Raw genomic sequence first — 12,771 nt, 5'->3', positions numbered from 1 at the left:
GTGCGAGCGCATCGCCGTCGGCGTTCCCCGGTCGCGTTACGACGTGATCCTGGTGTCCACGCCTTCCCGGTGCCGGCCGCGCGGCCCGCACCGGACGCCCGCGACACACGTCTGACCCCTGCCCGCACGGGAGCACCCGGCCGGGCCGTCGGTACGGACCCCTCAGACGTGGCAAAAATCTGATGCCACGTCAAATACCGTGCTCCGCCGCTGGTTCGGCGGGGCTCGGCGTGTCCGGGAATCGCGCTGCCTCTTTCCACCGCTTTCAGCATTCCGAAAGGCTTCGGGCCGTGCGCACCAACGTCACCACGCGATCCCGCTCCACCTCCGCGCTCCGCGCCGTACGCAACCTCGGCATCCTCGCCCATGTGGACGCGGGCAAGACCACCGTCACCGAACGGGTCCTGTACGCGACCGGCACCACCCACAAACGCGGTGAGGTGCACGACGGCACCACCGTCACCGACTTCGACTCCCAGGAGCGCGACCGGGGCATCACCATCTTCGCCGCGGCCGTCAGCTGCGACTGGCGGGGGCACCGGATCAACCTGATCGACACCCCCGGCCACGTCGACTTCGCCGACGAGGTCGAGCGCTCCCTGCGGGTGCTCGACGGGGCCGTCGCGGTGTTCGACGCCGTGGCGGGCGTCGAGCCGCAGAGCGAGTCGGTGTGGCGCCAGGCCGACCGGCACCGGGTGCCCCGGATCGCCTTCGTGAACAAGCTGGACCGCGCCGGGGCCGATCTGGACTCGGCGGTCGCCTCGATCCGGGAGCGGCTGCACCCGGCTCCGCTGGCCGTCCAGCTGCCGATCGGCCGCGAGGACGGTTTCACCGGGGTGGTGGACCTCCTCCGGATGCGCGCGCTGGTGTGGGGCGCGGACGGCGACGGCTACGAGGAGGGGCCGGTGCCGGAAGCCCTGCGCGAGGAGGCGTGGCGCCGGCGCGGGCTTCTCGACGAGTCGGTGGCGGAGCTCCACCCGGCCGCGCTGGAGGAGTTCTGCGCCCGCGCGGAGCTGACCGGGGCGACGCTGGCGGCGGCCCTGCGCGAGCTCACGGCGAGCGGCGAGGCGGTCGTCGTGCTGTGCGGGTCGGCCTACCGCAACCGCGGGATCGAGCCGCTGCTGGACGCCGTGGTGGCGTATCTCCCCTCGCCGGTGGACGTGCCGCCGGTGCGGGGCACCCTGGACGGCGAGGTGCGCGAGCGCCGCGCCGACCCCGAGGAGCCCTTCACGGGGCTGGTGTTCAAGGTGAACGCGACCGCCACCGGCCGCCTCACCTATCTGCGGGTGTACGCGGGCACGATCGGAAGGGGGGACACCGTGCTGGACGCGACGGCCGGGCGCACCGAGCGCGTCGGGCGGATCCTGCGCGTACAGGCCGACCGGAACACCGAGGTGGACCGGGCCCGGGCCGGGGACATCGTCGCCGTGATCGGGGTCAGGTCGGCGCGGGCCGGGGCCACGCTGTGCGCACCGGCGCACCCGCTGGTCCTCGAACCGCCGACGGTGGCGGACCCGGTGGTCTCGGTGGCCGTCGAGGCCCGCCGCGGCCTGGACACCGACCGGCTCGCCACCGCCCTCGCCCAGCTGGTGGAGGAGGATCCCTCGCTGGCCGTCCGCACCGATCCCGAGACCGGCCAGACCGTGCTGTCGGGGATGGGCGAGCTGCATCTGGAGGTGGCGGTGGAGAAGGTGCGCCGCGGCCACCAGGGGCTGGAGATCGCGGTCGGGCGCCCGCAGGTCGCCTACCGGGAGACCGTCGGGCGCGGGGTGTCCGGACTGCTGTACCGGCACGTCAAACAGGAGGGCGGAGCCGGTCAGTTCGCCCATGTCGTCCTCGACGTGGAGCCGCTGGACGCGACGGCCGCCGGTGCGGAGGGCTTCGCGTTCCGCTCGGCCGTCACGGGCGGCCGGGTGCCGCAGGAGTACGTCCGCGCGGTCGAGGCGGGCTGCCGGGACGCCCTGGCCGAGGGCCCCCTCGGCGGGCATCCGGTGACCGGGGTGCGGGTCACGCTCCGCGACGGGGCCACCCACTCCAAGGACTCCTCGGAGATGGCGTTCCGGACCGCGGGCCGTCTCGCGCTGCGCGAGGCCCTGCGGGCCAGTGCGATGGTGCTGCTGGAACCGGTGATCGAGGTCACCGTGACCGTGCCCGACAGCGCGGTCGGCGCGGTGCTGGGCGATCTGGCGGCCCGGCGCGGCCGGGTGGCGGGCTCCACCGCGCGGGCGGGCACGGCGGTGGTCACCGCCACCGTGCCCCTGGCCGAGCTCTTCGGCTACGCGTCGCGGCTGCGCGGGCGCACCCAGGGCCGGGGAACTTTCACCACCCGGCCCGCCGGGTACGGCCCCGTTCCGGCGGGAGTGGTGACCCGCTAGCGGGCGCCCCGGTGTGCGCGGCCCCGTCCCGCTCGGGACGGGGCCGTCCGGTGCGTCGGCTAGCCGTTCTTGACGCGTACGTTCTTGATGTTCACCGGCAGCGTCGGGAAGCCGTCGCCGGGGTTGTTCTGGTCGTCCTCGCCGCCCGCGGCGATCTTCTGGAGGACGTCCAGCCCGGCGGTGACCCGGCCGAACGGCGTGTAGGCGGGCGAGAGTTTGGTGTCCTTCCAGACGAAGAAGAACTGGCTGCCGTTGGTGTTCGGCCCGGCGTTGGCCATCGCCACGGTCCCGGCGGGGTAGGTGGCGCCGGTGAGGTTCTCGTCGGGGAAGGAGTAGCCGGGGCCGCCGCTGCCGGTGCCCGTCGGGTCGCCGCACTGCAGGACGTAGATGCGGGCCGTGGTCAGCCGGTGGCAGTGCGAGCGGTCGAAGTAGTCGCGCTGGGCGAGGAACTTGAACGAGTACGTGGTGCAGGGGGCCTTGTCGGTGAGCGCCCGGAAGGTGATGGCGCCCTGGCTGGTGCGCAGGGTCGCGCTGTACGGCTTGGCCGCCTTGACCGGGTCGAAGACCGGGATCCCCTTGAAGTTGTCGGCGGGGACGGCGGGCGTGTACGTACACGCGGCCGTCGGCGCGGCGGTGGCCGGGGCGGCGGCAGCGGAGTGCGCGGTGGCGCCGAGCGGCAGCAGGGCGGCAGCGGCGAGCAGGGCGGAGGACTTGCGCAGCACGGACGGGTCCCTTTCGGATCGGCGGCCCGGCCGGCGCCGGACGGGCCGGCACCGGGGCGGTGTGTCATGGCCGCCTCATCCTGCCCGCTCCGGGGCCCGCCATGCCAGGGGCCGGTCCACGAACTGCCGCCGTTGGAAACTCGGTTGAAGGCCGGGCCCGCCGCGCTCAGGCCGCCCGGTTCTGGCGCCGGTAGCCCCCGGGCGCCTGTCCGTACTCCCGCTTGAACGCCTTGGCGAAGGCGAACTCCGAGCCGTATCCCGTACGGGCCGCGACCTTCGTCAGCGGGGCGTCGGACTCGCGCAGCAGCCGCGCCGCCGTCGTCATCCGCCAGCGCGTCAGATACGCCATCGGCGGCTCGCCCACCAGCGCCGCGAACCGCCGGGCGAACGCGGCCCGGGACAGCCCGGCCCGCTCCGCCAGCGACTCCACCGTCCACTGCGCCGACGGGTCGTCGTGCATCGCCGCCAGCGCGGGGGCCACCGCCGGGTCGCCCAGCGCCGCCGCCCACCCCTGCGCGCCGGCCGACGGCTGGTCCTCCAGCCACGCCCGCAGGATGTAGAGGAGCAGTGAGTCGATCAGACCCGGCACGATGCCGTCCGAGCCGGCGCGCGGGTTCTCCAGCTCCGCGCCCAGGAGCTGCACGGCCGCGCTCAGCTCCGGATGGCGGCCGTGCCGGGTGGGCAGGTGGATCACCTCCGGCAGCTGGCGCACCAGCGGGTGGGGGCGGCCCTGGTCGAGGTGGTAGTTGCCGCACAGCAGACTGGTCTCGGGGCCGTCGCCGCCGAGGCTGACCGAGCCGATGGGCGAGCCCCCCTGGAACTGCCGGGCCTCCGCCTCGCGGGCGGGGGTGGCGGGGTGGTCGGCCAGGATGTGGCCGCGCCCGTCCCGCAGGAAGACCACGTCACCCGGGCTGAGCGGGATCGGCTCCCGGTGCGACGGCGCGTTCTCCAGCGGGACCAGCCAGCAGGTGCCGTACAGCACCACGTGGAACCCGGCGCCCGCCACCGGCGGCAGCCGCAGGCCCCAGGGGGCGCGGCCGTTGGTCCGCACGGACGCCGGGTGCCCGGTGCGCATCGAGGCCAGCGCCTCCGTCAGGATGTCCATGCGGCCCCGCCCCTCTCCTCCACGGCCCTCTCCGGTCAGACCGTCAGGACAATCTTGCCCTGCACCCGTCCGGAGCCGACCAGCTCGTGCGCCTTGGCGGCCTCGGCCAGCGGGAACGTCTCCTCCACGTACGGCCGGATCCGGCCCGCGTCGATCAGCCCGGCGATCGCCTCCAGCGCCGCCGCGTCCGGTTCCACCGAGACGCCCGCGAAGCGCCGTCCGGCCGCCGCCACCCGTGCGGCGACCTCCGCGTCGCGGTGCTCCAGGATGCTGATCAGCACACCGCCGGGGCGCACCACGTGCACCGAGAGGTCGGACTGGGCCGTGGAGTCGAGGAGCACGTCCACGTCCCGGACGGCCTCGGTGTAGTCGGTGGTGCGGTAGTCGATCACCTCGTCGGCGCCGAGGCCGCGCAGGAAGCCGTGGCGGGCCGCGCTCGCGACGGCGATCACGTGCGCGCCGCGGGCCTTCGCGATCTGCACCGCGAAGTGCCCGACACCGCCGGCCGCGCGCTGGATCAGCACCCGGTCGCCCGCCTTGACGTCGGCCTCGCGCACCAGGCCCTGCCAGGCGGTGAGGGCCGCGAGCGGGACGGCGGCGGAGTGGACGTGGTCCAGCGAGGCGGGCTTGAGCGCCAAGTGGTCGGCGGGCACGGCGACGTACTCGGCGTAGCCGCCCGCGGCGCGGGGGAACAGCGGCATCCCGTACACCTCGTCGCCCACCGCGAACCGGGCGCCCGGACCCACCTCCTCCACCACGCCGGAGACGTCCCAGCCCACCGCGAACGGCGGCTCGCCCAGGAGCGGGAAGGCACCGGCCCGCACGGCCACGTCCACCGGGTTGATCGCACTGGCACGGACCCTGACGAGGACCTCGCCGGACCGGGGGACGGGCCGGTCGGTCTCGACGACCTCCAGGACCTCGGGGCCGCCGACGGACTTCTGGACGACTGCACGCACGGTAACTCTCCCTGAGTCGCGTTCTCCTGCTCGATGTCGGCAACTCTATGGAGAGCGAACGAGCCGCAGAATGGCCTTCCGTCTCACTCGCATGTCCCAGCGTCTCGCTGTCCGGTGCTCTCGGTGAGGTGGGCCTCCTTCATCGCAGGCGGGGCCGCGCCCCCGGGTCCCACCGCTGCTGGTACCGGGCGGCCGAGGCGCCCGCCGTGAACGCGGCCGAGGACGCGGGCGAGGTGCCCACCCGCCAGTCGATCTCCTTGACCGCCTGGTACCAGATCACCCCGATGATGTCGCGGTGCCGGGGCAGCGCGCGGAACATCCCGCTGATCCACTCCGCCTTGCGCCCCGCCGCGTCGGTGGCCCCCACCTCCGTGACGACCAGCGGTTTGCGCGTGAAGCGGCGCAGCTCGCGCAGGGACGGGGTGAACAGGGCCTCGAAGGACTGGTAGTTCTCCTTGCCGACGGTGCCGTAGTAGCCGGACAGGCCCACCCAGTCCACATACGCGTCCCCGGGGTAGAGCCCCTTCAGCGGCGTGGAGTTGGCGTAGCTGATGTTCGGGCTCCACACCCAGATCGCGTTGTGCGCGCCCGCCTCGTCGAAGACGTCGTGGAGGTGGCGCCACGCCCGGACGTACTCCCCGGGGGCGTTGCCGTTGGACTGCTCGCACCACGGATACCAGTAGCCGTTCATCTCATGGGCGAAGCGGATGGCCACCGGATAGCCGAGCGACGCGATCCCGCGCGCCCAGGAGCGTACGTAGGAGTCGAAGTCGCCGTCGACGATCCGCGCCAGGCGGTACGCGGGCTGCTCGCCGCGCAGCCGCGGCTCCTTGGCCTCGGCGCGGTGGTCCCACGGCTCCCAGGCGACCACGGGCAGCATGCCGCGCCGGGCCACCTGGTCGAACGCCGCCGCGTCGAAGCGGTCGTGGGCCCAGTCGGCCGAGAACTCGAAGACCTGCGGCCGGTGCCCGGTCTGGCGGGTGAAGTCGGCGGCCTCGGTGAAGTCATGGGTGCCCTGGGAGGTGAAGACGCCGAGGAACGCCTTCCCCGGGGCCGGGAAGGCGGTGCCCGGCCGCGCCGAGACGCCCTCGGCGCCCGGCAGCCGGGTGGTCGGCGGCAGTACGGCGTCGGCGCGGGCCGCCGCCGCGCGGCGCGGGCGGTCCGCGAGGTCCGGGGCCACCTGGAAGGTGTACCAGCACAGCACCACCGCGCAGAGCAGGGCCAGCACCCGGGGCGTGGTGATCCTCACCGGTCGGCCCTCGCGGTCCGCAGCCGGGTGGAGACGCCCTCGGCCAGGGCCAGCAGCGGCGGCGCCGAACCCGCCGCCAGGCACAGCAGCGCCCAGATCCGCATGCAGGTGTAGTCGTGGTGGTGCAGGAAGCTGACGGCGAGCAGCACCAGGGCGAGCAGCGCCCACAGCAGGTGCTGGCGGAAGGTGCGCGGCGACTCGGCGCTGCGCAGCTCGCCCTTGGCGGTGACCGCGTACGCCAGCGGGCGCCGCAGCAGGGCGTTCACCGCCGCCGCGAGGTACACGGGCCCCGCGAACAGCGTCAGCAGGATGCCCGCCGTGCCGATCTCCCGGCGCTCGTGCTCGGCCAGGTTGAACCGGCGCAGCCACAGCCACAGCGTGAACGAGCCGCCCATCCCCGCCGACCACAGCAGGAACCAGGGCAGGCCGGGCAGTTGGATGGAGGAGACGCCGAGCAGCATGTACAGGGCGGTGGCGAGGGTGCCGAGCGCCAGGTTCACCGCGATGCTCGGGTAGTAGAACTGCACCAGGTCGTACAGCAGCCGCTGGCGGGGCCGCAGCCGGATGCCCCGGCGCAGCTCGGGGTTGAGCTTGATCTCCCAGATGCCGTAGGCCCAGCGCTTCTGCTGGTTGAAGTAGTCGGTCCAGGTGGTCGGCCCCTCGCCGACCGCCACCACGTCCGGGGTGTAGACGCCCTTCCAGCCGTTCCCGGTCAGCGGGTTGGCCGTGCCGTGCACCCGCATGCTGGTCAGGTGGTCCTCGATGATCGAGTCCTGGTAGCCGCCGATCTGCTGCCAGGCGGTCACCCGGTAGAGGTGGTTGGTGCCGATGAGCAGCGGCGCGTCCAGGCCGTTGCCGCCCCGCTCCACGATGCTGCTGAACAGGTACTGCTGGACGGACGCGCCGTGCGCCACCCAGTTCTCGTACGCGTTCCCGTACACCTGCGGCGCCACCACGAACGCGGTGTCCGGGTCGTGGAAGTAGCCCAGGGTCCGCTCCAGGAAGCACGGCAGCGGCACGTGGTCGGGGTCCATCTGCGCGACCACGTCGTAGGCACTCTCGTGCTCGGCGCGCCAGGCGTTGTGATTGCCCGACTTGGTACGGGCGCGGTACGGGCCGGAGGGCTGGTTGTAGCGCGCCCGCCCCTTGCGGCTGAAGTGGCGGACGCCCAGGCGCGCGGCCATCTGGCGTACGGCCGGATCGTCGCCCTCGTCCAGGATCCACACGTCCACGGCGCAGTCCCAGCGCTGCACCTCCAGCATGGCGCGCAGGGTGCGCTGGACCACCGCGAGCGGCTCCTTGGCCGGGACGATCGTGGTCAGCAGGGCCACCCGCAGCCCGCCCGGCGGCACCATCGGGATCGGGTCGCGGGCGCGGAAGGCGAACACCCAGATCGCCGCCGCCTGGACGATCTTGATGGCCTCGACCGCGACCACCAGGCAGAACCCCACCCGGGCCAGGAAGAGCGGACCGCCGCCCAGCCCGGTCACCCCGGGCCCCGGCACGTGCTCGGGCAGCAGCAGCCAGCCGATGAAGACCACGTCGGCCAGGGCGGTGGCCACGGTGAGGGCGGTGAGCGAGACGCGCTCGCCCCGGTGCAGCAGGGAGCAGTAGCCCACCTCCCGGCGGGGGTTGGCCAGCGGACCGCAGCCGCGGGCCGCGCGCCGGTACGCGGTCACGGCCGACGCGTTGCGGCGCGTCCTCCTCTCGGCGCGCCGAGCGCCTCGGGATGAGTATCCGGACATGTCCCCCCTTGCCCACCAGCCGTCTCACCCGTGGGTGAGAGGACCGCTACCTACGGTCAAAGGGACGGCGGGTTTCGGCCGCCCGGTTCCCGCCGAACTCAGATGCGAACGGCGTAGAGGCTGCCGTCCTCGCAGCCGAAGTAGACCGTGTCCCGCGCGACCGCCGGAGTGTGCACGAGCGCGGCGGCGGCGTAGCTCCACAGCCGCGCGCCGGTCGCCGCGTCCAGGGCGTACAGCGTGCTGTCCGCACTGCCCACGTACACCGCCGACCCTTGCGCGGCGGGGGAGTTGACGTCTCCGGCCGCCGTGAACGTCCACCTGGTGCTGCCGGTGGCGGCGTCCAGCGCGTGCAGGGACTTGCCGCCGCCCGCGAACACCAGCCCCCGCGCCACCACCGGGTTGGAGCCCACCGACGCGCCGTCGAAGCGCCACGCCTGCCTGCCGCTGTCCGCGTCCACCGCGTACAGACCGCCGTCGGTGCTGGCGAAGTACACCAGGCCGCCCGTGGCGCAGGGGATGCCGGAGACCGCGCCCCGGGTGGTGAACGCCCACCGCTTCTCGCCCGTGGTGGCGTCCACCGCGTAGAGGCTGGTGTCACTGCTGCCCACGTACACCGTGGTGCCGGAGACGGCCGGGGAGTGGGTGTCGTTGCCCGCGGTGAAGGCCCAGCGGCGCTTTCCGCCGGCGACGTCCACCGCGTACAGCCGGTGGTCCGCGCTGCCCACGTAGACCACACCGCCGGTCACCGCCGGGGTGTGCACGATCCCCTGGGTGGTGTACCTCCAACGGACCTTGCCGGTAAGGGAGTCGAGCGCGTACAGCACGCGGTCGTCGCTGCCGAGGTACACGGCGCCGCCCAGCACGGCCGGTGCCGAGCCGAGGGCCGCGCCGGTGGTGTACGACCAGCGGCGCCGCCCGTCGGCGGCGTCCAGGGCGTACAGGGTGCCGTCGTTGCTGGCCGCGTAGACCAGGTCCCCGGCGACCCGCGGATACGACAGGGTGGTGCCCGTCGTCCGGGCCCGCCAGCGCAGGGTGCCCGAGGCGGACGGTGTGCCGTCCCGGGTGAGCAGCCAGCCGGCCGCCGCGGCGCCGCCCGCCGCCAGGACGCCCGCGCCGGTGTACAGCGCGCGGCGGCGGTCGACCGCACGGGGGTGAGGCAACTGCGGTGGCTGCTGCGGCGGTTGGGGGACGGACGTCGGGTGCGGGGTGGCGGCGGGCGGTGTCGCGGGGCCCGGCGGCTCGGGGACCACCCGCGCGGTGTCCTGCCACGGCCGGGGCAGCCAGCCGGGGGCGAGCAGGTCCACCGGGGAGCGACCGCCGGTGAGGGCCTGCATCAGCGCGGGCAGCGCGGGCCGGTCCGCGGGCCGCTTCGCCAGGCACCCCGCGATCACGTCCCGCAGCCCGGCGGGCACGTCCCGCAGATCGGGCTGCTCGTTCACCACCCGGTAGAGCAGCGCGGGCACCGACGCCTCCCCGAACGGGCCGGTGCCGGTCGCCGCGTAGGCGAGCACCGAGCCCAGCGAGAAGACGTCGGAGGACGGCTCCACGCGCAGCCCCTGGATCTGCTCGGGCGACATGTAGCCCGGCGAGCCGATCGTGGTCCCGGTGAGGGTGAGTCCGCTCTGCTCGCAGAGCCGGGAGATGCCGAAGTCGATGACGCGCGGCCCGTCCTCGGCCAGCAGGACGTTGGCGGGCTTGAGGTCCCGGTGGATCAGGGCCGCGCCGTGGATCGCGGTGAGCGCCTCCACCAGCGCCGCGCCCAGTGCCCGTGCCGTCGCCTCCGGGAAGGGGCCGCCCTGCCGTACGGCCTGCTGGAGGGAGGGCCCCGGGATGTACGCGGTGGCCAGCCAGGGGAGACGGCCCTCGGGATCCGCGTCGACCACCCCGGCCGTGAAGAAGCCGCCCACGGCCCGGGAGGCGATCACCTCGCGGGCGAAGCGCTCCCGGAAGGCGGGTTCCTGGACGTACTCGGGGCGGATGACCTTGATCGCGACCTTCCGGCCGCCGGGGGAGTGGCCGAGGTAGACCCGGCCCATGCCGCCGCTGCCCAGCTGGGCGACCAGCCGGTAGGGGCCCACGGTTGACGGATCATCAGGCCCCAGCGGTTCCACGGCGCCCCCCGGTGTCACGGCCCGGCCGGCGCGCGGCACCGGCGCGCGGCCTCCCGCAGCAGCGTAGCGGGTGGGGACGCGCGGGGACATGTCGGCGCCGGGACCCCCGCGGAGGATGACGCGGGGGTCCCGGGCCGGGCCGTGCGCGTCCGGCGCGGTCTCGGTCAGGACGCCGCGCCGCTCACTCCGGGGGCCACGAAACGCCGGTGCAGCGGCAGGAACGCGGTGTCCGGCTGTCCGGCGATGCCCGCCTTCTCGACGGCGGACGCGAGGCGCTCGCCGAAGAACCGCTCGAAGTCCCCCTGGGACTCCCAGACGTCGGTGATGTGCAGGGTGCCCGCGTCGAACCACGCCACGTGCACGGAGGAGCCGTCCGGTGAGCTCTCCTCCCAGCCCACGGCTTCGCGGACCGCGTCGTACTGCTCGGGGGTGACCCCGGCCCAGCGCAGGGACAGGACAACAGCCATCGCTCCTACCTCTCTGTGGGGTTGCCCGGCGGCGATTCTCGGCCGGGCGGGCCAATTCTCGCCGCCCGCAAGCCGTTTGACAGGCCGTCGTCCCGGGGCGTGCGGCAGCATGGCCCGGGCACACCGGGCGCCGGGCACGCCCCCGGCCCCGCGCCCCCACCGGCCCGGGCCGCGCGGTGGTGCCGGACACCGGGCGCGTCACCCGTACGGGCGTGCTCCACGGGCGCCGGGTCCGCTCCGCCACCCGTCCAGCGGTCCCCGGCGCGCTCCGGCCGGACCCGGGCCCGAGCCTGGGGGTGTCGCCTCCGCCTCCAGCCCGGGAGAACGCCGTGCCCCCTGTCCGACGACGCCTGTTCCGCGGTGTGCTCGCCGCCGCCGCCGTCCTCACCCCCGCCGTCCTGACGGCCGCCGCCTCGGCCGCGCCGGGTCCGGGGGCGGCGGAGGCGTCCGGCGCCCCGCGCACCGGCAGCGTCCACTGGGACCGGGGCGCGTTCCGGGCCGTCTGCGGCAGCCGGCGGGGCGCCGTGGACCGGCGCACCCTGCGGCTCTTCGACGACGCGCGGCTGGACGTGGTCGCCGCGCGCGTCTCCCGCGACGCCCAGGGCACGGTGCTGTGGACCGGCCGGGTGGCGGGCCGCCCCGACCGGCCGGTGACCCTCGCCATCGACGGGGCGTGCGGCGACGGGGCGCCCCGGGTGGCCGGTGAGGTCCACCTGGGCACCGGGCGGTATGTGATCGACGCCGACCGGCCCGGCACCTCCACCGTGCGCGAACTGCCCTTCACCCGGCGCGACCTGCCGCACGACGACGTCGTACGGGTCGACCCCGCGCCTCCCCCCGGCGCGGTGCGGCTCGCCGGAGCCCGGGAGCCGCGGCCGGACCGGCCGTCCCCGACGCTGTCCCGGGCCGCCGTCACCGCCCCCGTGATCGACCTGCTCGTCGGGTACACCCCCGCGACCGTCCGGCACACCACCGGCGGCGCACCGGCGCTGGACCTGAAGGTGAAGGCCGCGGTCGCCGGGACCAACACGGCCTACTCCGACAGCACCGCCAACGCCCGGATCAACCTCCTGGGCACCTTCACCACCAAGGAGTGGACCGGCGGCGACGACGACCCCGACGGGATCGTCACGGCGCTCTCCGACCCCGACAGCCCCGCGTACCACGGCGCCTTCGCCGTCGACGCCCGCGCACAGCGCGACAGCCGGGGCGCGGACCTGCTGCACGTCCTCACGCAGTTCACCCCGGAACCGGGCAGCCTCTACACCGTCGGCACCGCCAACGCCCCCGCGCTGCCCAGGATCGTCCCCGGCGCCGCACGCGGTGCGGGCAGCGACGGCGCGGCCTTCGGCGCCCAGCAGTCCGACACCCTCGGCACCTACCACCTGGCGCACGAGATCGGGCACAACTTCGGGCTCTACCACGACTACGTCACCGACCCGGTGAACCCCGCGGCGGAGAACTACCAGAGCGGCAACTTCGACCCCTACTACCCCGACAACCACGGCTTCCTGCCCGCCGACCGCACCTGGACGGACATCATGGGATACACCATGTCGTGCGCGCGCGAGGACAGGTGCGAGACCGGACTGTGGTTCTCCAACCCCCGGCAGACCTACCGGGGCAAGCCCCGGGGCGTGCCGCTCGGCGAGCCGGAGCCCGCCGACTGCGTCCGGGTCATGAACCTCACCGGCCCGGTGCTCGCCAACTACCGCACCCCGCCCGCCACCACACCCCCGGTGCCGGTGCGGTACGCGCTCACCGCGGCGCCCGAGAGCCCCGCGCACGGTTCGGTGACCCCGGCGGCGACCGGTCTGTTCGACAGGGGCGACCAGGTCACCGTCACCGCCGTGGCGAAGAGCGGCTACCGGCTCGACCACTGGACCGTCGACGGCGCCGTCCAGCCCGTACGGGCCACCGAGGTCGCCGTGACCATGAACAGCGACCACTTCGTGACCGCCGGGTTCGTCCGGGACACGGCCGCCCCGACCCGCCCGCCGACGGCCACGGCGCGGTGACACCGCGCGCCGGTGCGGGG

The 12,771-nt window shown here is 74.7% G+C and carries 9 protein-coding genes; 2 read left to right on the top strand and 7 right to left on the bottom strand.

Going from position 1 to position 12,771, the window contains the following annotated elements:
• Positions 1–290: 290 nt before the first annotated feature.
• The gene (gene fusA, locus AB5J87_RS03640) at positions 291–2,375 is read left to right on the top strand and encodes an elongation factor G (RefSeq protein ID WP_369373837.1); all 2,085 of its coding nucleotides are present in this window, start codon (positions 291–293) and stop codon (positions 2,373–2,375) included.
• A gap of 59 nt (positions 2,376–2,434) precedes the next feature.
• On the opposite strand, the gene AB5J87_RS03635 is transcribed toward fusA, so the two are convergent.
• From AB5J87_RS03635 to AB5J87_RS03605, 7 genes are all read right to left on the bottom strand, one after another.
• Positions 2,435–3,097 carry a peptidylprolyl isomerase gene (locus AB5J87_RS03635; RefSeq protein ID WP_369373835.1) on the bottom strand — a complete coding sequence of 221 codons (663 nt, stop codon included), beginning with the start codon at positions 3,095–3,097 and terminating at the stop codon, positions 2,435–2,437.
• 166 nt (positions 3,098–3,263) lie between these two features.
• On the bottom strand, positions 3,264–4,202 hold the full coding sequence (locus AB5J87_RS03630) for an AraC family transcriptional regulator (RefSeq protein ID WP_369373833.1): 939 nt from the start codon (positions 4,200–4,202) through the stop codon (positions 3,264–3,266).
• 35 nt (positions 4,203–4,237) lie between these two features.
• Positions 4,238–5,161 carry an NADP-dependent oxidoreductase gene (locus AB5J87_RS03625; RefSeq protein WP_369373831.1) on the bottom strand — a complete coding sequence of 308 codons (924 nt, stop codon included), beginning with the start codon at positions 5,159–5,161 and terminating at the stop codon, positions 4,238–4,240.
• 139 nt (positions 5,162–5,300) lie between these two features.
• Positions 5,301–6,410, bottom strand: coding sequence for a glycoside hydrolase family 26 protein (locus tag AB5J87_RS03620; protein WP_369373829.1), 1,110 nt, complete (start codon positions 6,408–6,410; stop codon positions 5,301–5,303).
• The gene (locus AB5J87_RS03615; protein ID WP_369373827.1) at positions 6,407–8,089 is read right to left on the bottom strand and encodes a glycosyltransferase family 2 protein; all 1,683 of its coding nucleotides are present in this window, start codon (positions 8,087–8,089) and stop codon (positions 6,407–6,409) included. Before AB5J87_RS03615 ends, AB5J87_RS03620 begins: the two co-directional genes overlap by 4 nt.
• Before the next feature lie 164 nt (positions 8,090–8,253).
• Complete coding sequence (locus AB5J87_RS03610) at positions 8,254–10,233, bottom strand: PQQ-binding-like beta-propeller repeat protein (RefSeq protein WP_369373825.1); 1,980 nt, start codon at positions 10,231–10,233, stop codon at positions 8,254–8,256.
• A 197-nt stretch (positions 10,234–10,430) separates the two neighbouring features.
• Positions 10,431–10,733, bottom strand: a complete 303-nt coding sequence (locus AB5J87_RS03605) for a hypothetical protein (protein ID WP_369373823.1) — start codon at positions 10,731–10,733, stop codon at positions 10,431–10,433.
• Between the two features lie 329 nt (positions 10,734–11,062).
• Between AB5J87_RS03605 and AB5J87_RS03600 the strand changes: the two genes are divergently transcribed.
• Positions 11,063–12,751: a reprolysin-like metallopeptidase gene (locus tag AB5J87_RS03600; RefSeq protein WP_369373821.1), complete on the top strand. Its 1,689-nt coding sequence runs from the start codon at positions 11,063–11,065 to the stop codon at positions 12,749–12,751.
• Positions 12,752–12,771: the final 20 nt, after the last annotated feature.

Source organism: Streptomyces sp. cg36, from assembly GCF_041080675.1.
Taxonomy (GTDB): domain Bacteria; phylum Actinomycetota; class Actinomycetes; order Streptomycetales; family Streptomycetaceae; genus Streptomyces.
This window is presented reverse-complemented; position numbering and strand designations above follow the sequence as displayed.